Below are 20,499 nucleotides of genomic sequence, written 5' to 3'. Positions count from 1 at the left end.
GATGCATTTGCATGAAACTGTCAAGATCAATGCACTTGCATTAATCGGCCGTGATCTCAGGGCCGGGTCATGATCCCACCCGTCATCGGCATCGGCACGCCCGTCGTCGCCGGATAGGACAGCGGCAGGCCCTTCAGGCCGCGGGCGGCGAGAAAGCCGAAGGCTTGCGCCTCGATGGCATCGGAGGCCCAGCCGAGTGTCTCCGCGGCCTCGACGGTGGCCGAGCCCACCCCCTCCCGCAGCATCCGCAGCATGGTGAGGTTGCGCGCGCCACCGCCGCAGACGATCCAGCTCCGCGGTCGCCGCGGCAACAGCGGAATGATGCGGGCGATCGCCGCCGCGGTGAAGGCGGTCAGCGTCGCGGCGCCGTCGGCCGGCGCGACGTCGCCGAGCTTCAGGGCGGCAAAATCGTTGCGGTCGAGCGATTTCGGCGGCGGCAGTGCAAAGAACGGCAGCTCCAGCGCCCGGCTGATCCAGGCCTCATCCACCTTGCCGAGCGCTGCGAATTTGCCTTCGGCATCGAACGCCTGGCTCATGGTGCGGTACATGAAATCGTCCAGCAATGCATTGCCGGGGCCGGTATCGCAGGCAATCAAAGCGTCGTTGCCGTCGATATAGGTGATGTTGGAGACGCCGCCGATATTGACCACGACGATCGGCGCCTCGCGCTCCAGCGATTGGACGAGCGCTCGGTGGTAGACCGGCACGAAGGGGGCGCCCTGCCCGCCGGCCTCGACGTCGGCGGCGCGGAAATCATACATGACGGGAATATGGATCGCCTTGGCCAGTGCCGGCCCATCGCCGATCTGCACCGTCAGCCGCTTCTCGGGCCGGTGCAGCACGGTCTGGCCATGGAAGCCGACGATGTCGATGTCCTCCGGTCTCATGCGGTTCTGGGCGAGGAAGGCCGTGACCGCCTCGGCATGAGCCCGCGTCACCGCGCGCTCGGCATCGGCCAGAATGCCCGGGCGGGCGTCGCGTTGCTGCAGATGCAAGGCCTCGTTCAGCGCCTGACGCAGCAGGTTGCGCTCGGCCGGGCTGTAGGCCCGGTAGCCGGTCGGCCCGAACGCCTTCACCTGCTTTCCGTCGGTTTCGATCAGCGCGACATCCACCCCATCCAGCGAGGTGCCGCTCATCAGACCGAGTGCCGTCAACATCATGGATCAGCGTCCTCAAGAGACCCGCCCTGGCCTGCTGATCTTGTGCCAGAGGGACACATCTTATAATGCCAACGCGCCAGGTGGCGGGCGACATCGGGTTCCCGCGGAAGACCCCTAAATTGCCCCCAAAACAGTAAACCAAAAATTGTCAGGCGCGCCGACAGATGACTGCATTTAAATCGGATTTCCTCAATATCCTGCAGGAACGAGGATTCATCCACCAATGCTCCGATTTCGAGGGGCTGGATGCGCTTGCCGCCAAGGGCGAAGCCATCGCCTATGTCGGCTACGATTGCACCGCCCGCTCGCTGCACATCGGCAATTACCTGACCATGATGATGCTGCACTGGCTGCAGCAGTCCGGCAACAAGCCGATCACGCTGATGGGCGGCGGTACCACCATGGTTGGCGACCCCTCCGGCAAGGACGAGACGCGCGCGATGCGCACCATTGCCGAGATCGAGGCCAACAAGGAATCGATCCGCGGCGTGTTCGCGAAGGTGCTGCGTTATGGCGAGGGCAAGAGCGACGCCATCATGCTCGACAATGCGGAATGGCTGACCAAGCTGAACTGGATCGAGATGCTGCGCGATGTCGGCCGCCACTTCTCGGTCAACCGCATGCTGACCATGGACTCCGTGCGGCTGCGTCTCGAGCGCGAGCAGGAGATGAGCTTCATCGAATTCAACTACATGGTCTGCCAGGCCTACGACTTCGTCGAGCTAGCCAAGCGCACCGGCTGCCGCCTCCAGATGGGCGGATCGGACCAATGGGGCAACATCATCATGGGCGTCGATCTCGGCCGCCGCATGGGGACCCACCAGCTGTTCGCGCTGACGACGCCGCTGCTGACGACTGCGTCGGGCGCCAAGATGGGCAAGACCGCGCAAGGCGCGGTCTGGCTCAATGCCGACCAGTTCAGCCCATACGATTTCTGGCAGTACTGGCGCAACACCGAGGACGCCGACGTCGCCAGGTTCTTGAAGCTGTTCACGACGCTGCCGATGGCCGAGATCAGGAAGCTCGAGGCGCTGGGCGGCTCGGAGATCAACGAGGCCAAGAAGGTGCTCGCGACCGAAGCGACCGCGCTGCTGCACGGCCGCGACGCCGCGAACGAAGCCGCGGAGACCGCGCGCCGCACCTTCGAGGAAGGCGCGCTCGCCGAAAGCCTGCCGACCGTGGAAATTCCGCGTAGCGAGCTGGACGCCGGCCTCGGCGTGCTCAACGCCTTCGTCAAGGCAGGCCTCGTTGCCTCCAACGGCGAAGCCCGACGGCAGATCAAGGGCGGCGGCCTGCGCGTCAACGACGCGCCAGTTACCGACGAGAAGATGGCCCTGTCGGCGGGCAATCTGACGCCGGAAGGCGTGATCAAGCTGTCCTTCGGCAAGAAGAAGCACGTGCTCATCAAGCCTGCATAGGCGTATGAGCTTTTCACTGCTTGTCAGGTCGCGCCGAAGCGCGCCTCCTGACCGGCAATGGACCAGAACGCGACTAAAGAAACGACAGCGGAAGCGAGCAAGGAACAAGCCGGAAGCACCAGGCCGAAGGCGGTGCGCACCGCTCTCGTCGTGCTGGGCCTGTGCTTTACGCTGGCGGTTCTTGGACGCGGGCTCAGCGAGAGCTTCACCGTCTTCCTCAAGCCGATCTCCGAAAACTTCGGCTGGGATCGCGCCCAGGTCGTCTCGATTTATTCACTGACCTGGCTCGTCAGCGGACTGACCGCACCGCTGGTCGGGCGCCTGTTCGATCATTCCGGGCCCCGTATCGTCTATGCGCTCGGGCTGCTCCTGCTCGGTTCGGCCTTTCTGATCGCGAGCCATGCGCAAGCCCTCTGGCAATTCCAGCTGTCGATCGGCATCTGCGTCGGCATCGGCGTTGCCTTCATCGGCAATGTGCCCAACTCGATCCTGCTCGGCCGCTGGTTCGGCCCAAAGCTGCCGACAGCCATGGCGGTGGTCTTCTCGGCGATGGGCGGCGGCGTGCTGGCATTGCTTCCGGCCTCGCAGCTTCTGATCGATCATCTCGGCTGGCGTGAAACCTATCAGGTCTACGGCCTCGCCGCGCTCGGGCTGCTGGTGCCGCTGCTGCTCCTGCCCTGGCGCATGTTCGCGGCCGGCTCACCGCACGTGACCAAGAAGAGCGATCCGGATTTCGTTGACAGCGGCTGGACCCTTGCGAGCGCGATGCGTCATCATGCCTTCTGGGCGCTGTTCTCGACCTTCTTCTTCACCGCGGTCGGCATGTATTCCATCGCGGCGCAGATCGTGGCCTATTTGATCGACGCCGGCTTTCCGCCGCTCCAGGCCGCGACCGCCTGGGGCTTCTCCGGCATCGTGCTGGTGTTCGGCATGCTGGGGGTCTCGGCGCTCGATGGCCTGATCGGACGCCGGCCGTCGGTGCTGCTCAGCTACGCGATCTCGATTCTCGGCATCGTTCTGCTCTGGCTGTTGCAGTACTATCCGAACGTCATCCTGCTCACCGGTTTCGTCGTCTGCTTCGGCAGCATGATGGGCTCCCGCGGGCCGCTGATCACCGCAACCGCGATGAAGATCTTTCGCGGCAAGCGCGTCGGCACAATTTTCGGCACCATCTCGATCGGCAGCGGCTTGGGCTCGGCCTTCGGCTCATGGAGCGGCGGTCTGATTCACGATGCAACGCACGGTTACAATCTCCTGCTGGTCTTCGCACTTGCGAGCGTGATTCTCGGAATGATTCCATTCCTGATCGTCCCCGCCTTGCGGGAGTAGGTCTCCTCGACGTAACCTGCATCCCTTGGCATCACCGGGCTATTACGTACGGGCGCGAGGCGAACATGTGCGAAAAAGCGGATCGCGCGCGGATGAAAAGTCGTGCCTGCGGTGTTTTGTCCGACATGACAAAAATGTCAGCGCGGAATTGATCCCGGGTGGCTTGCGAGACGAAACCGAATGCGGTCCAAGTCGCAGCATTGGATGGAGGGCAAACCGATGGACTTTCCTTATCTCTCTCGCTTTCAGCCGGTTCTTCTGAGCCTGTTTCGCTTCATCACCGGCCTCTTGTTGTTCCAGTATGGCGTCGCCAAGCTGTTCAAGTTTCCGGTGCTTCCCTACTTCGCCAACATTCCGCCGCTGATCTGGACGGCCGGCGCGATCGAGCTCGTGCTCGGCGCGCTCCTGATGCTCGGCCTGTTCACGCGGCTCACCGCGTTCATCCTCTCGGGTGAAATGGCCTTCGCCTACTTCATGGGCCACATGCTCAAGGGCGAGACGCCGGTGTTCCTGCCGCTGCTGAACGGCGGCACCGCCGCGATCCTGTTCTGCTTCGCCTGTCTCTATCTCTCGGCGGCCGGCGGCGGCTCGGTGAGCGTCGATGCCGCAATGGGCAAGGAGAGCGGCGCAGGCGGCGACGCTTATGCGCGGCGCTGACGCGCTTCGCCGGTTAACCTGAAAGTAAGACGGCACCGGCGGATCAGCCGGTGCGGCTCAGCGCGCGCCCAGCACGTTCCAGATGAGAACGAGGACCGCCACGAGCAGCACGGACATGATGATTCGGTGAACGAATCGGTTCATGAGCGCTCCTGCCAGACCGGCCGACCACCAAAGCGAAAAACCAATTCTCTCCGGCCTTCGCATTGGCCTGCACCGGCGCCTGTCGTCGGTCTGGTTGCAGGCTTGCGCATAAGACCGCACGGCAGCTTTCGCGCAGCGCGGTTCTGCGCGCGCATGTTCACGTTTGGTAAGAACTTCCTGCTACCCATGCGAGCAACAACAACCATTCCGTAGGGGCTGTGATGAAGCTGCTGAGCCATTTGAAGATCCGCACCAAGCTTGCCAGCATGGTCTGCCTTGCGGCTCTCACAGTCACGGCCATCATCGGCGTATCGGCCGTGCTCAGCAAGAGCCGCATGATGGAGGACCGCGTCCAGCAGATGCGGACCGCCGTCGAGCTCCTCTACAATTACGCCCAAGCGCTCCAGGACGAAGTGACCGCCGGCAAGCTGACGCCGGCCGAGGCCAAGAGCCTGTTCCACCAGCGCGGCCGTCGCATGAACTTCAACGGCAACCAGGGCTATCCGGTGGTCTACAATCAGGATGGCTCCCTGGTCGTCAACGGCGCCAATCAGCAGCTCGAAGGCAAGATCACCGGCGCCAAGGATTCCAACGGCGTGCTCATCGCCGACGCCATCATCAAGGCCGGCAGCGAGACCGCGCAGGGCGGCGTGACCTCCTATCTCTATCCCCGCCCCGGCCAGACCGAGCCGGTCCGCAAGACCGTGTTCGCACGCAAATTCGCGCCCTGGAACGTGACCATCAGCTACGGCCTCTATGTCGACGACATCGACGCCGACGTGCGCGCGCTGACGCTGGAGCTCGGCGCGATCGGCCTCGGCCTGATGCTGCTGATGGCGACGCTGTCCTGGTTGATCGCCCGCGACGTGCTCGGCGCGCTCGAGCGCCAGAAGAATCGCATGCAGGAGATCTCCGAAGGCGCCATCGACAAGCCGGTCGAGGAGACCGATCGCGGCGACGAGATCGGCCGCATGGCCGAGACCCTCGAGATCCTGCGCCAGACGGCACTGACGGCGCGCGCGCTGGAGGCCGAACAGGCCGCCACCAAGACGCGCACCGAGCAGGAGAAGCGCGAGGCCCTGATCGCGCTTGCCGACCGCTTCGATGCCTCCGTCGGCCAGCTCGTCGGCCTGATGGCCTCCGGCTCCGGTGAGCTCGAGGCCACCGCCAAGTCGATGTCCTCGACCGCCGAAGGCACCAACCGCCGTGCCTCCGTGGTCGGCTCCGCCGCCACCGAAGCCAGCCAGCGCGTCCAGACCGTCGCGGCCGCCGCCGAGGAGCTCTCCTCCTCCATCACCGAGATCAGCCGTCAGGTCGCGCAATCAGCCGAGGTCACCGGCCGTGCCGTCGACAGCGCCCGCCGCACCGACACCATCGTGCGCGCATTGTCCGACGGCGCCCAGCAGATCGAGCACGTCGCCGAGTTGATCTCCAGCATCGCGGCCCAGACCAACCTGCTCGCGCTCAACGCCACCATCGAGGCGGCGCGCGCCGGCGAAGCCGGCCGCGGCTTTGCCGTCGTCGCCTCCGAGGTGAAGTCGCTGGCAAGCCAGACCGCGGAAGCCACCCGCGAGATCGGCGACAAGATCGCCCAGATCCAGGGTGCGACCAAGGAAGCGGTGGATGCGATCGGCGGCATCACCGCCACCATCGAGGAGGTCAGCCGCATCGCGACCTCGATCGGCGCCGCCATCGAGGAGCAAGGCGCCGCCACCGCCGAGATCGCCCGCAGCGTCTCGCAGACGGCGGAGGCGACCAAGGAGGTCACCACCAATATCGGGGTCGTCTCCACCGCCGCCAACGAGACCGGCAACGCCGCCGGCATGGTGCTCGCCGCAGCCTCGAACCTCTCCAAGCAGGCCGAGCAGCTCTCCGGCGAAGTCGGAACGTTCCTGAAGGGCGTGCGCGCCGCCTGACGCGCCCCCCGACTCGAGACGTTTAGCGCGAAAGCGTCGCCACATTCGTCATGGCCGGGCCTGTCCCGGCCATCCACGTTTTTGGCCGCGCCGCACGAAGAATGTGGATACCCGGGAAAGCCCGGGATGACGAGCACTTGGGAAGGTGGGCGTTTATCGCCGCGCGAGGTTGCAACCGCTCGACAGCTGGCGCGTCGATCCCGTCGAGCCGTCGTTGGACTGCGAGGGGAATTCGTCGAACGGCGAGTTCTGCTTGCCGGTGTTGAACTCGAAGATCTTGCGGAACAGCCCCGGGGCCATCGCCGAGATCGGATTGACGCGCATCACCGGGGCCGCCGGGGTGCCGACGACCTCGTAGGTCACGCCGATCAGTCCCTCGTTGTTGCCGCCGCCGAGGAAGATGCCGAACAACGGGATCTGGCCGAAGATGTTGTTGACACCGTACATCGGCACGAAGGTGCCGCTCATGCACACCTGGTTGCCGGGATAGTCGATCGAGCCCTCGATGGTGGCACCGATCATCGGCCCCTTGACCACGCCGTCGCGGATCGTGAGCGCGCCATTCTGCCGGGTGAACTCGGCGCGAAGCGCGCTGAAAGAGATGCCATTCCCGGTGCCGTTGGGCGCGCCGGCGGCAACGCGTTCGAGCTGCGCCTCGCCCTTCACCGTGAAGTCGCGCACGTTGATGAGGCCTTCGCGCGCGGTGTTCTGCTCGGACGTCGGAGGCTCCATCGCCACCACCATCTGGCCGCCAACCGCCTTGGTGTAGGTGTCGGTGAAGCGCAGCAGCGCGCCGGCATCGTTGGTCTGCAGATAGATCACCTCGCGGTTGCCCTGCGCGCGGCCGCCGCGCAGATCGGCTGCCACAGGCGTGTCGCGGCCGATCTTGCCGCTCAGCGTGAACGCTTTGACCGCGCCGCTTCGTTTCGACATCTTGGCATCGACGCTGCGCATGGCTTCGCCGTTGAATCCGGCGACGGCGCCGAGCTTCACGTCGATGTCGAAATCGACGTTCTTCAGCTTGCTCTTGCCGTCATCCTTGGAATTGCCCGAGATCGCCGACTTCAGGAAACCGCGGCCGTCGAACACGTCGCCACGCATCGTGCCGCGCACCACGCCGTCCTGGCTGCGCTCCACTTTGAGCGACGCCTTGTCGCCGTCGGAGGGCGCGTAGGTCGGGAAGTTCGCGTTCATGAGATCGCCGTTCGCGTCGACCTCGAGCGAGCCCTTGATCGAGGCGCCGCCGCCCTCGATGACGATGTCCTCCAATCGCGTCGATTGGGTCGTCGGCACCACCTTGAAACTGGCCTTGGCGGATTTGCCCGGCAGCTTGACCCAGCCGGGAAGGATATTGTCGAGCTTGACCGAGGTCAGGTCGGCCTCGACGCCGAGCTTGGTCGTCTGATCCGGACCGCTTGCGATCTTGCCAGACAGCTTGATCGGCAACGATCCGCTGACGGCGGGGCTCAAATCGAATCCGAGGCGCGCGCGGCCGGCATCGTCCAGCGTCGCCTGCAATCGGACGTCCGCGTCGCCCTCGGCCGGCTTGCGATAATCGACCGAGGCCGCCTGGCCGTTGATCTTGACGTCGCCCTTGACCTGATAGCCCTGGTTGTTGGCGACGATCTTCAGGTTGTTGGCCTCCAGCTTCTGGTTCATCACGAGCTTCTCGGCGGCAAAGCCGTTGAGGTCGGCGGTGACGGCATAGGTGGTGTCAGCCTTGGTCAATTCGCCCTTGACCGGCATGCCGAGCTGGATGTTCGCCGAGAACGTCCCCTTGCTGGTGTTGGGATCGACGACTGTCGACGACAGATCGCTCAGCCGATCATTGGCGAGCAATTCAGCGGCTGCAGGCACCGGACCATCGACCCGAAACCTGCTCCGTGACGGCGACGGCTTGGGCGCCATGTCGGGTACCTCGAAGACGAAATCGGAGATCGTGACCTTGCGACCCGAGGGCGTATCCGCAACGCCCTGCCCGATGTTCACGGTCGCAGTGCGCCCGGTCACGCGCGCCTTCAAATCGGCATCGCGCACCACCGGCATGCCATCCACGGGGCGGACCGCGACGCCGCTCGCCACGATATTGACCGACAGGCCGTCGTCCGGAATGGGCGGGCCCCTGCGGGGCAGGTTCTTGGTCGGCGAGTTGACGCCGATCTCGATGCGCTGGAGCGTACCGCGCTCGATCCGTTCGATCACCCATTCACGCAATTCAGGGACGATCAGCGTCGGCCACATCCGCTTCAAGGCGGAGGCCGACATCGGCGTTCCCGCAAAGCCGAGCGTCAGCCGCGGCTCGCCGGAATAGTCGATGGCACCGGTGCCGGCGACGCCAATCTCGCCATTGCTGATGTCGGCCTGCGTCAGCAAGAGGCGCTTGTGATCCGTGTCGAAGCGGAGACCGATCGCAATGCGGTTGAAGACGAGCGGCGGCTCATCGTCGATACCGCCGAGGAGAATCGAACCGCCGCTGAAGCCGAGCTGCCAGTCGTTGGTGGTGCCGTTGGGCGGCTCGAGATGAGCCAGCAGCGTCAGGCGGTTCGCGCCGGAAAGAATCTTGAACGGAGCGACCAGCACGCGCCGGTTGGCGTCCCACTCGACATTGATCTCGGCCGAGTCAATTCCCATCGGATAGTCGGGCGTGTCGGTGTCGATGATGTTGCCGGCGCCGACCGCGATCTTGCCGCGGAAGAAGGTCGGCACGCCGTCGCGGCCGAGTTCGCCCTTGAGTTCGCCGGTCAGCGGCAGGTCGGCGGTATAGGTGAAGTCCTTCACCCGCAGCGCCAGGAGGATATTGGAGGTCGAGACCTTGTCGGCCTTGATGTCGACGGATCGCACGCCGTTCTCGGCGGGACCGATCGTGGCGCGCAGCATCCAGGGGCGCGCGCCCTCCTCGCCGAGGCTGAGCGCGACGCCGCCGCGGCTCGGCCGGCGCAGGCTGAGCGTGATGTTCTCAAACGACCATTTGCTGCCGCGCTGCTGATCGTCGACGATCAGGTTGCCGTTCTTGAGACCGATCTCGTTGAGGTTCTGGCCGTCGAGGCCGGTCATGCTCAGACTGTCGAGCCAGTCGAGGCCCTGGAGAATGCCACTCTGCGCTGTCGTCTGCGGAGCGGCTTGCGACACCTCGGGGCTCGCAGGCGCGGTCGCGAATGGCGGCGGTGGGACACCGCTACGCGGGAATGTCGGTGGCAGGCCCGCGTCCTTCTTGGACGCGACGCCAGTCGCCAGCGGCTTGGCGGTGTCGCCGGCCGACACGGTGACGGTGCCATCGGGGGCGATGCGGATCGCGAGCTCGGCATCGACGAGATTGAGGCTTTCGGCGCGCAGGTGCCCCATCAGGAGACCCGCACCCGACAGCTTCACCTCGGCCTTCGGCGCGCTGGCGACGACGGCGTGATCGCGGTCGCGAACGATGATGTCTCGGATGCGCACGGCGATGCGGACACGCCCGGCGCGCTCGATCTGGGTGCCGCCGATCTCAACCGTGTTGCCGTGGCCGATATTGTCCTCGATCGCGGCCGCCAACCATGGCGTTGCGATATCCAGATTGATGGGACCGGCGCCGAGCCGCCACCACAGCGCGCCGAAACAACCGACGAAGATGACGAGCAGGGTGCCGAGAACCACCGCGATGCGCTTCAGCCAGCGACCACCACCCACCCAGCGGCGCACCCCGCCGAATCCGTCCCCGAAACGATGGAAGCCCGAACCGGAACGCGCCAGCAGCCGGCGCGCACGATGGCCCGCCGCCGCTTCCTGATCCGGATCCCAGTCGGCGCCGTCCCATTCCTGCGGCTCATATTGGCCGCCGCGCCGATCGAAGTCCCGGTTATGGTTCTGGGGCGACGTATTCCTTGCCATTGCTTCTCGATACAGGCGCCCGTCATAGGATTGAGCGCCGCCCGGACCGCAGCCGGCCACGGGAGCTGATGCTCCCTGCGCCGGCACTGCCGCCATACCTCGTATGTTCCTGCTGTTCGTCATTTCGCCCCGGGAGCGCGTTCAACGAGCAGTGGGGTAGTCTGTCGAATTCCTTGTAACCATACTCCGGCGTCGTCAGACTTTCCCAACGGAGGGCGCGATTCCGGCGCGCCGGACGAGGGCTGCAATACCGCTTCGATTGACCCGCCGAAAGCGTCGAAAGGAAGGCGTATGTCCAAGAAATCCCGAAAGAAATCGTCCAAAACGTCCTCCGGCAGTTCGACCGCCAAAAAGAGAACCGCGAAAACGCGGGCATCGACTCGAACACGGTCCGCGACAACACAGCGGACACCGGCAAGCAAATCAACCCGGAGCATAGCAAAAGCAGGATCACATAGAGCCGCATCGAAACAGTTAAATTCATCCAAATCGGCCTCCTCCGCGCCCGCTGAGGCGAAGTCCGGCTTGGTTGAGGGCCAGAAAGCCCCCGCCTTCCGCCTGCCCCGCGATGGCGGCGACGTGGTCACACTGGCGGATTATACCGGCCGAAAGCTCGTCCTGTTCTTCTATCCCCGGGCCGACACGCCCGGCTGCACCCGGGAGGCGATCGACTTCACCCGCCTGGCCGCCGCTTTCGCTGACGCCGGTACCGCCGTGCTCGGCATCTCCGCCGATCCGTTAAAGGCCCAGGAGAGATTCCGCGACAAACACAAGCTCGGCGTCCCCCTCATCTCGGATGAGAAACATGAGATGCTGGAGGCCTATGGCGCCTGGGGCCAAAAATCCATGTATGGCAAGAGCTTTCTGGGAATTCTTCGCACCACGATACTAGTCGGGACCGACGGCCGGGTTGCTCGGATCTGGCGCAATGTGCGGGTCGATGGCCACGCCGACCAGGTGCTGGAAGCGGCAAGAAGCCTTTAACCAGTCCCTTAAATTCGCCCGTTCCCATTTGCGGAAAATTAACCATGACCGGCCCAGATTGCGGCGGCAATTGAGCCGCAAGGAACCCATCCGACCGGCGCGGGAGTGCCGATGTCGAAAAGTTCTGCTCAATACTCGCAGTACCCCCAACATCACCCTCACGACCACGGACGAGCCTACCAGCGCCGCCCGGCCGCTGCGGCCGCCGCAACCGCGATTCCCCTGCCCGCGACCGACGACGCCTACACCATCGTCCATGCCGGCAAGCAGGTTCGGTTCGGACCCGTGGTGTTCTGGATCGTGGTCGGCACCGTGGTGCTGCTCGGTCTGTGGTCGGCAGCGACCGCCACCTATTTTGCGTTCCGTGACGACGTCCTGACCCGGCTGATCGCCCGCCAGGCCGAGATGCAATATGCCTATGAGGACCGCATCGCCGAGCTGCGCGCCAAGGTCGACCGCACCACCAGCCGCCAATTGCTCGACCAGGAACAGTTCGACCAGAAGCTCGACCAGATCATGAAGCGCCAGACGGCGCTGGAGTCCCGGGCCACGGCGCTCGGGGCCATGCCCGACGTGACCGGCTCGATTCCCCGCGCCGCCCCGCAGCGGGGCGATTCGAGCCAGGCCACGCCGAAGCCGTCGCCGATCAGCGACACCGTCATCTTCGTGGCGCCGCCGGACCGTGAAGCGCGCCTCGAATCGCGCGCCCCGACCGTGGCGGCGCCGCCGACCAGCCAATTTGCCAGGAACAACGGTTTCGACAACGTGCTGGTCCGGCTCACGAACTCACTCGACCAGGTCGAGCGGCGCCAGATGGCGGCGCTCAGCGCCGTCGAGGAAAGCATGGATTCACGCATGCGCCGGATGCGCGGGGTGGTCAGTGACCTCGGCTTGAACCTTGCCCATCTCGAATCCGCCGTGCCCCGCAGCGCGATGGGCGGTCCATTCGTCCCCGTCAAGCTGACGGCCAATGCCGGACCGTTCGAGAAGCAGCTCTACCGCATCAACACCACGCGCGCCGAGATGGACCGCCTCAACCGCACGCTGGCACTGGTGCCTTACCGCAAGCCCGTCATCGGCGAGGTCGAGTTCACCTCCGGTTTCGGCGTGCGCAGCGATCCATTCCTCGGACGGCCCGCGATGCATACCGGGCTCGACTTCCGTGCCGCCACCGGCGATCCCGTTCGCGTCACGGCCAACGGCAAGGTGGTTTCAGCGGGATGGTCCGGCGGCTACGGCCGCATGGTCGAGGTCGACCACGGCAACGGGCTTTCGACTCGCTACGGCCATCTCTCCGAGATCAATGTCAGGGTCGGCGAGATCGTGAAGATCGGCCAGGTCGTCGGGCTGGTCGGCTCGACGGGCCGTTCGACCGGTCCGCATCTGCACTATGAGACCCGCATCGAGGGCGAAGCGGTGGATCCGCAGAAATTCCTGCGCGCCGGCGTGCGGCTCAGCGCGGGCTAGCTTCAATTGGGTGGTGCTGAAAACGTTCCACCCGGGTTCCGGCAAAGGCCAGTGTTTCACGAAGGCGCAGATTCAGACCTCCCGCGCTTCCGCGCATCGCCGGCGATGTCAGCAAGAACGGCTCCGATCACCAGCGCACCCCCAATGAGCGCGTGGACGGCAGGCAGCTCGCGGAAGGCAACCCAGATCCAGAATGGCATCAACGGCGTTTCCAGCGTCGCAATCAGGGAGGCCTGACCTGACGGCAGCAGGCGCGAGCCGAGCATGTAGAATGTCAGGCCGAGCGCGACCTGAAGGCAGCCGAACATTGCGAGGATCGCGAGGGTGTGGCCGCCGACATGGGCGATGTCGCGGGCGAACGGCAGGCTGACGAGACTTCCCAGGAAGTTGGAGAGCGCGGCTGCCGCCACCATCGACGTCTCGCGGTGGCGCCGAACGACGACTGTCATGGCCGAGATCGCGAGCACCATCAGACAGCTTAATACGATGCCGCCGATATCGGCGCCCGCCGCGAGGCCACCGACGGTGATGGCCACGCCGGCGAAGGCGACGAGGCTCGCGATCAAGGTTCGCCATGTCGCGGCCTCACCGAGCCACAGCCATGCCAGGGCTGCAGCGACAAACGGTTGCGTGGCGATCAGCACAGCGACGTTCATTACCTTGGTCATCTGAAGCGCGGGGATGAAGGAGACCATGCCGATCGTCGACAACGACGCGACGAGCAGGCCGCTGCGTCCCGGCGCCGCCAATTGCCGCAGTGCGCCGCGGCCCTGCATTAGCACGAGAAAAGCGGTGATGAGGCTGCCGCCGAACAGGCCGCGCCAGAACAGGATGGTCCAGGGATCGAACGGCAGCAACCGGGTGAAGAACGGAGCGGTGCTCCACGCAATCGCGGCGGCGACGACGAGGGCAATGCCGAGACCGCGTTCCGAACGAGTCTGCCCCATGCTGATGCGCCTGGCCTAAGACGGCTTCTTCGGCCGCGACACCAGCTCGATCATCCTGCCTTCATCATCATCCGGCATCTCCGCCTTCGCCTGCGCGTAGGCCTCGACCGCGGCGCGTGCGACCAGCGGCTTATCGGCGAGGAGGCTCTCGGCGAGTTTCACCGCATACGCGGCATCCTTGTGCCGCAGCGCGGCCGTGAAGGTCGCGCCGCTGAAATCGCGGGCGACCATGCGCTTGGAGTGACGCGCTACCTGCGGGCTTGCGGCGACGCCCGCCTGGATCGACTCCAGCACCAGGTTCATGTCGAGCCCGGCCTGCTCGGCGATGGCAAGGCCTTCGGCGAGACCGGCGATCTGGATCGCACCCATCAGATTGTTGATGAGCTTGTAGACCGTGCCGGCGCCGACCGGGCCGAAATGGCGGATGGTCGAGCCGATCGGTTCGAGATAGGGCCGCGCTCGCTCGAGATCGGCCGGATCGGCGCCGGCCAGCAGCGTCAGCTTGCCGGCGGCCGCCGCGTCCGGCAATCCGGTGACGGGGCAATCGATGTAGATCAGCCCGCGCGCATTGAGCTCGCGGCCCATCTCGCGCGCGTGGTCATAGGAGACGGTGGAGCATTCGATCGCAATGGTGCCGGCCTTTGCGGTTTTGGCGGCGCCTTTCGGCCCAAGCCAGACCGCGCGCGATGCCTCGTCGTCGGCCACCATGGTCACAACAGCGTCGGCATCGATCGCGGCATCCTCGGGCGATGTCGCCCAATGCGCGCCGCGCGCGATCAGGTCTTCCGCTTTTGCCTTGCTGCGATTCCACAGCGTCACCGTGAAGCCGGCATCGAGATAGCGGCCGGCCATGCCATGACCCATCCGCCCCAACCCGATGAAGGCGACGCGGGGCATGGCTAGTCCACGTCCTCGATCTCGCCGGTCGTGGTGCCGAACGCGCGCTGCGCCAGCGTCGCGGCCATGAACTCGTCGAGCTCCCCGTTGAGCACGCCCGAGGTGTCGGAGGTCTGCACGCCCGTGCGCAGATCCTTCACCATTTGGTAGGGCTGCAGCACGTAGGAGCGGATTTGATGTCCCCAGCCGATATCGGTCTTGGCCGCCTGATCGGCGGCGGCCTTTTCCTCGCGCTTTTTCAGCTCCATCTCGTAGAGGCGCGCGCGCAGCATGTCCCAGGCCTGCGCCCGGTTCTTGTGCTGGGAGCGGCCGGCCTGGCAGACCACGGCAACGCCGGTCGGAATGTGAGTCAGGCGCACCGCGGATTCGGTTTTGTTGACGTGCTGCCCGCCGGCGCCGCCCGAACGCATGGTGTCGGTGCGGACGTCGGATTCCTTGATGTCGATCTTGATGCTGTCATCGATGACGGGGAAGACCTGCACGCTCGAGAACGAGGTGTGACGCCGCGCGTTGGAATCGAACGGCGAAATGCGCACCAGGCGATGCACGCCGGCTTCCGTCTTCAGCCAGCCATAGGCGTTGTGCCCGGAGACCTGGATGGTCGCGGATTTGATGCCGGCCTCTTCGCCCTCGGATTCTTCCAGGAACTCGACCTTGAAGCCGTGGTTTTCGGCCCAGCGCGTGTACATGCGCAGCAGCATCTGCGCCCAGTCCTGGCTCTCGGTGCCGCCGGCGCCGGCATGGACCTCGAGATAGGAATCGAAGCGGTCGGCTTCGCCCGACAGCAGCGCCTCGAGCTCGCGCCGCGCCACCTCCTTCTTGAGGTTCTTCAGCGCAGCTTCGGCTTCCGCAACGACGCCGTCATCGCCCTCGGCCTCGCCGAGCTCGATCATGCCGATGTCGTCTTCGAGCTCCTGCTCGACCTTGCCGATACCTGAGAGCGCATCCTCGAGCGAGGTGCGCTCCTGCATCAGCTTCTGGGCTTTCTGAGGATCGTTCCAGAGGTTGGGATCTTCTGCGAGCTTGTTCAGCTCAGCGAGGCGCGCCGTCGATTTCTCGACGTCAAAGATGCCTCCTCAGCAGCCCGACTGACTGCTTGATCTCTTCTACCAACCGTTCGATTTCGGCGCGCATGTTGTTCTCGGCTCTCGCGGAATCCCGCGTGCAATTCGAGATGGGATGTAGCGGCGGCGGCTGCAAAGCGCAACCGCCGGAACCGCGATCGTCTGTCTTGTCCTAAGCCTTAGTACAGCCCGCCGGTGCCCGGCCGCATGAAGAAGCCGGAATCCGGTTGCTGCTGCTGCGAGGCCGGCATACGCCCATCGGCGTCGGCAACGCCGATAACCGAATAATTATCCGGCGGCGCCGTGCCCGGCTTGAAGGCCTCGAGGATGGTCCCGCCGGTCTCGCCCGGGCCGGCGCGCATGCCGGTCTTGGCGACGACGCGCACGAGCTTGATTCCGGCCGGCACCTTGAACGGCACGGCCGGCTTGTCGGCGAGCGCGAGCTTGAGGAAATCGCGCGCGATCGGAGCTGCCAGATGGCCGCCGGTCGCGGCATTGCCCCTGCCCAGCGGACGCGGTTTGTCGTAGCCCATATAAATGGCGACGGCGATATCGGGCGAGAAACCGACGAACCAGGCGTCCTTGGCCTCGTTGGTGGTGCCGGTCTTGCCGGCGACGGGTTTGCCGACATCCTTGATGACCGTGGCCGTACCCGCCTGCACGACGCCTTCCATCAGCTCGGTGATCTGATAGGCGGTCATGGAATCCAGCACCTGTTCGCGGCGGTCGATCAGCTGCGGCTCGGGCTGGTTCTTCCAGCCGCCCGGCGCGTCGCAGCCGCGGCATTCGCGCTGGTCGTGCTTGAAGATGGTGTGGCCGTAGCGGTCCTGGATGCGGTCGATCAGCGTCGGCTTCACGCGGCGGCCGCCATTGGCAAGCATCGAGTAAGCGGTGACCATGCGCATCGCCGTCGTCTCGCCGGCGCCGAGCGCGTAGGAGAGATAGTTCGGCAGCTCGTCATAGACACCGAAACGGCGGGCGTATTCACCGATCAGGGGCATGCCGATGTCCTGCGCGAGGCGCACCGTCACGGTGTTCAGCGACTGCCGTAGCGCGTTGCGCAGCGTCACCGGTCCCTGGAACTTGCCCGAGGAGAAGTTTTCAGGCCGCCACACGCCGGCGCCCTGACCCTGATCGATTTCGATGGGCGCATCGAGCACGACGGTCGAGGGCGTATAGCCGTTGTCGAGCGCGGCCGAATAGACGATCGGCTTGAACGAAGAACCCGGCTGACGGTAGGCCTGCGTGGCGCGATTGAACTGGCTCTGGTCGAACGAGAAGCCGCCGACCATCGCGAGCACGCGGCCGGTCCAGGGATCCATCACCACCATGGCGCCGGAGACTTCGGGGATCTGGCGGAGCCGGTACTGGCCTTCGACGGGGTGACCGTCCTTGTAGAGCGGATCGGCATAGATCACGTCGCCAGGCTGAAGCACCTGCGACACCGCCGTCGGCGTCTTGCCCTTCGTGCCGCCTTGCAACGCCCGCGCCCAGCGCACGCCGTCGACCGTGACGATGCCGGTCTCGCGCTGCTTGCTGACGGCGCCGCCAAGCTCGCGGCTCGGCTGGAAGCCGATGCGCGCCGACTGGTCGCTGGTCTCCAGCACCACCGCCATGCGCCATGGCGAGATGTCGGAGAGCGATTTGATCTCGGCGAGCTTCACGCCCCAGTCGCCCGAAACATCGAGCTTGCTCATGGCGCCGCGATAGCCCTGCTGCTCGTCGTAGTTCACGAGGCCGGCGACCATGGCCTTGCGCGCCATGACCTGGATCTTCGGATCGAGCGTGGTGCGAACCGACAGGCCGCCTTCATATAGCTTCTTCTCGCCGTAGCGTTCGAAGATGTCGCGGCGGACTTCCTCGGCGAAATATTCGCCGGCGAAGGTGTGGGCGCCGTTGGACCGGCTGGTGACGGCCAGAGGCTCCTTGCGCGCCTTGTCGGCATCGGCCTGCTTGATCCAGCCGTTCTCCAGGAGACGGTCGATCACGTAATTGCGGCGCTCGATGGCGCGGTCGCGGTTGCGGACCGGATGCAGCGTCGCCGGCATCTTCGGCAGCGCCGCCAGGTAGGACGCTTCCGCCACCGTCAGCTCGTTCACCGACTTGTCGAAATAGACCAGCGAGGCGGCCGCGATGCCATAGGCGCCGAGGCCCAGATAGATTTCGTTCAGGTACAGCTCGAGGATCTTGTCCTTCGAGTAGGTTTTCTCGATGCGCATCGCCAGCAAGGCTTCCTTGATCTTGCGGGCGAAGGAGACCTCGTTGGTGAGCAGGAAGTTCTTGGCGACCTGCTGGGTGATGGTGGACGCCCCCTGCGGGCGGCGGTTGGAGCCGTAGTTCTGCAGATACAGCAATCCGGCGCGCGCCATGCCGGTGTAGTCGATGCCGCCATGCTCGTAGAAATTCTTGTCCTCGGCGGCCAGGAACGCGTTGATCACGAGCTTGGGCACGGCCTGGATCGGCAGATACAGCCGCCGCTCCTTGGCGTATTCGCCAAGCAGCGAACCGTCGACCGCGTGCACGCGGGTCATCACCGGCGGCTCGTAATCCTGAAGCTGAGAGTAGTCCGGCAAGTCCTTGGAGAAGTGCCAGATCAGGCCTGCCACGGCCCCGACACCAACAAGGAACACCACCGTTCCCGCGGCGAACAGGAAGCCCATGAACCGCACCAGCAAGCGCATTATCTGTTTATCCGTTCAAACTCTGGATCAGCCCAGTATCAGCCCCTTGGCGCCCCAAACAGGCGCCAACCTCACGTCGCGAATTCGCCAGCTTACGCAATCACATCGATGCCGGATTTCAGACGCTTGCCGAGCAGGATTCTCGCCGATTCCGGAACCCCCTGCGCGGTTTTTATAAAGCGTCCGCTGTGGCCAAACTAGGGCCTTTGGGTCGGCAGGGCTAAACCCTTTCAGTTCGGAGTCCCGGCCGTGGCCATCCGCTTGGTCAGAAATCCGTCGATCGCCTGCGCCATCGAGCCCACGGCACGGGACCGCCACCCCTCGGAAACCAGGTGCTCGAGGTCTCCCTTGTTGGAGACGTAACCGATCTCGACCAGCACCGAGGGCACATCGGGCGCCTTCAGGACCCGGAAGCCGGCGGACTTCAGGGGATGCTTGTGCATCCGCACCGTCGACTTCATTTCCCCCATCAAAAGGCGGGCGAAACGGTTTGAAAACGTGCGGGTTTCCCGCTGCGTGAGGTCGATCAGGATATCGGCGACGTCGGTGGGCTCCTCCGCGAGGTTGAAGCCGGCGATCGCATCGGCCCGGTTCTCGGCATCCGCCAGCCGCTGGGCCTCGGCGTCGGACGCCTTGTCGGAGAGCGTGTAGATAGTCGCGCCTTGCGCATCACCCTCGGCACGAGGCAGCGCATCGGCATGAATCGAGACGAACAAAGCGGCCTTTTGGTTGCGGGCGATCTTGGTCCGGTCACTGAGGGGGATGAAGGTGTCGTCTTCGCGTGTCATCACCACGCGGTATTTACCGGCCTTCTCCAGCTTGTCGCGGAGCGCCAGGCCAAAAGCCAGCACCAGGTTCTTCTCGCTCTCGCCGCCCGACTGCGTGCCGTTGTCGATGCCGCCATGGCCGGGATCAACCACGACCACCGGACGGCCATCGGCCTTCTGCTGCGTGGCATCCGTGGTTGCCTTGGCGGGAACCGTGGCCGGCGGCGCCTCCGCGATCGCGGACCGCAACTCGGGACGGTTTTCAGGGGGAAGCGATGCCACGAAGGCGGCGCGCTCGACCTCCTCCAGGTCGAGCACGAGCCGCGCCGGCTGGCCGTTCGCGGCTTCCACCACGTAGGAATTGGCGATCTTCGCCGGTCCCGTCAGGTCGAACACGATTCGCGAGCCGCCGGGCATGACCAGCCCGTAGCGGAAAGCTTTGATCAGCCCCCGCCCCCCGCTCCCGGCACCGGCGGGCAGCTGAAAATTGACTTGCGGCACGTCCACCACCACGCGGTATGGGTCGGCCAGCGTGGCGGTGCGGAAGGTGACAGTCCGGTCGAGGTCGAGGATGAAGCGGGTCTGCTTGCCATCGCCGGCCAGCCGGGCGGCCGAGGCCACCGGAAAATTCGCTGCCGCAATAGCCGGCTGCGGCTGGCTCTCTGCAGCAATGAGGCGCGAGGAATCGGCACACGGAAGCGCTGCGGTGCACAGCAACACGCCCGCCAGCAAAACCCGTCGATTTGTGCGGCTCGCCACCAATTCCGTGCCTCCGAGCAGCCCTCTTAACGCAATAGAACCACAGGGTTAATCGCTCCTTAATGACGGAAGCGCGAAAATCGCCGACTGTGACCGCCGTGCGACGCTCCCTTGCACGGATGGCTCATTCCTCGTATGTACGGGATGCTGACGGCCGATATTTCAGGTTGTGTCGCATTCAGCCTCCCGGCGCTGCGCCGGAACTCCCAAGATTTGGGAATTCCAGCGTTTTCCGCTTCCCTCGAAGACCAGCGCGGTGCGCGGCAGCGAGGTGGAGCGGGTCAGGCACCGGCGGTGGACGGTCTCGGGTTACCACTCACGTTACCGGGACGGTTCTGACAGCGGCATAACCCATTACCCGGTCCCTTGATCCCAGGGGAGCGGTTCGTGGTCTCAAGGCGAGCGCGCTCGCGCCGTGCCTGGCCAACAGCAACTGATTGAA

13 protein-coding genes are annotated in these 20,499 nt (G+C 65.0%); 6 read left to right on the top strand and 7 right to left on the bottom strand.

Annotation, left to right across the window (positions count from 1 at the left end):
* Nucleotides 1-56: 56 nt before the first annotated feature.
* Nucleotides 57-1,160 carry an anhydro-N-acetylmuramic acid kinase gene (locus tag ABIG06_RS29645; protein WP_370139570.1) on the bottom strand — a complete coding sequence of 368 codons (1,104 nt, stop codon included), beginning with the start codon at nucleotides 1,158-1,160 and terminating at the stop codon, nucleotides 57-59.
* A gap of 164 nt (nucleotides 1,161-1,324) precedes the next feature.
* Between ABIG06_RS29645 and tyrS the strand changes: the two genes are divergently transcribed.
* The 4 genes from tyrS to ABIG06_RS29625 all read left to right on the top strand — a co-directional run bounded on the left by tyrS (nucleotide 1,325) and on the right by ABIG06_RS29625 (nucleotide 6,624).
* Nucleotides 1,325-2,578 (top strand): tyrosine--tRNA ligase, encoded by a 1,254-nt coding sequence (gene tyrS / locus ABIG06_RS29640; protein WP_370139569.1) that lies wholly within the window; start codon nucleotides 1,325-1,327, stop codon nucleotides 2,576-2,578.
* Between the two features lie 57 nt (nucleotides 2,579-2,635).
* A complete protein-coding gene (locus ABIG06_RS29635) occupies nucleotides 2,636-3,907 on the top strand; it encodes an MFS transporter (RefSeq protein WP_370139568.1) in 1,272 nt (423 codons plus the stop codon).
* Nucleotides 3,908-4,126: 219 nt separating this feature from the next.
* Nucleotides 4,127-4,564: a DoxX family protein gene (locus ABIG06_RS29630; RefSeq protein ID WP_124162635.1), complete on the top strand. Its 438-nt coding sequence runs from the start codon at nucleotides 4,127-4,129 to the stop codon at nucleotides 4,562-4,564.
* 365 nt (nucleotides 4,565-4,929) lie between these two features.
* On the top strand, nucleotides 4,930-6,624 hold the full coding sequence (locus tag ABIG06_RS29625) for a methyl-accepting chemotaxis protein (RefSeq protein ID WP_370139566.1): 1,695 nt from the start codon (nucleotides 4,930-4,932) through the stop codon (nucleotides 6,622-6,624).
* Between the two features lie 153 nt (nucleotides 6,625-6,777).
* Here the strand turns inward: ABIG06_RS29625 and ABIG06_RS29620 are convergent, their stop codons facing one another.
* Nucleotides 6,778-10,587, bottom strand: a complete 3,810-nt coding sequence (locus ABIG06_RS29620; protein WP_370139564.1) for a DUF3971 domain-containing protein — start codon at nucleotides 10,585-10,587, stop codon at nucleotides 6,778-6,780.
* Nucleotides 10,588-10,782: 195 nt separating this feature from the next.
* Here ABIG06_RS29620 and ABIG06_RS29615 point away from each other — a divergent pair, with 195 nt between their 5' ends.
* Nucleotides 10,783-11,475 (top strand): peroxiredoxin, encoded by a 693-nt coding sequence (locus ABIG06_RS29615; protein WP_370139563.1) that lies wholly within the window; start codon nucleotides 10,783-10,785, stop codon nucleotides 11,473-11,475.
* Between the two features lie 111 nt (nucleotides 11,476-11,586).
* A complete protein-coding gene (locus ABIG06_RS29610) occupies nucleotides 11,587-12,942 on the top strand; it encodes a M23 family metallopeptidase (RefSeq protein ID WP_199752094.1) in 1,356 nt (451 codons plus the stop codon).
* A 56-nt stretch (nucleotides 12,943-12,998) separates the two neighbouring features.
* On the opposite strand, the gene ABIG06_RS29605 is transcribed toward ABIG06_RS29610, so the two are convergent.
* The 5 genes from ABIG06_RS29605 to ABIG06_RS29585 form a co-directional block, all read right to left on the bottom strand.
* Nucleotides 12,999-13,889 (bottom strand): DMT family transporter, encoded by an 891-nt coding sequence (locus ABIG06_RS29605; RefSeq protein WP_370139562.1) that lies wholly within the window; start codon nucleotides 13,887-13,889, stop codon nucleotides 12,999-13,001.
* Between the two features lie 15 nt (nucleotides 13,890-13,904).
* Entirely contained in the window at nucleotides 13,905-14,786 is an 882-nt protein-coding gene (locus tag ABIG06_RS29600; RefSeq protein ID WP_370139561.1) for an NAD(P)-dependent oxidoreductase, read from the bottom strand.
* Nucleotides 14,787-14,788: 2 nt separating this feature from the next.
* Nucleotides 14,789-15,920 (bottom strand): peptide chain release factor 2 gene (prfB, locus tag ABIG06_RS29595; protein WP_124162628.1). Its coding sequence is split into 2 segments (ribosomal slippage): nucleotides 14,789-15,850 and nucleotides 15,852-15,920, totalling 1,131 coding nucleotides; the frame shifts between segments, so codons are not numbered across the junction.
* 109 nt (nucleotides 15,921-16,029) lie between these two features.
* Entirely contained in the window at nucleotides 16,030-18,531 is a 2,502-nt protein-coding gene (locus ABIG06_RS29590) for a penicillin-binding protein 1A (protein WP_124162627.1), read from the bottom strand.
* 230 nt (nucleotides 18,532-18,761) lie between these two features.
* The gene (locus ABIG06_RS29585) at nucleotides 18,762-20,057 is read right to left on the bottom strand and encodes an N-acetylmuramoyl-L-alanine amidase (RefSeq protein WP_370140941.1); all 1,296 of its coding nucleotides are present in this window, start codon (nucleotides 20,055-20,057) and stop codon (nucleotides 18,762-18,764) included.
* Nucleotides 20,058-20,499 lie beyond the last annotated feature (442 nt).

Source organism: Bradyrhizobium sp. USDA 326 (assembly GCF_049739485.1).
Classification (GTDB): Bacteria; Pseudomonadota; Alphaproteobacteria; order Rhizobiales; family Xanthobacteraceae; genus Bradyrhizobium.
This window is presented reverse-complemented; position numbering and strand designations above follow the sequence as displayed.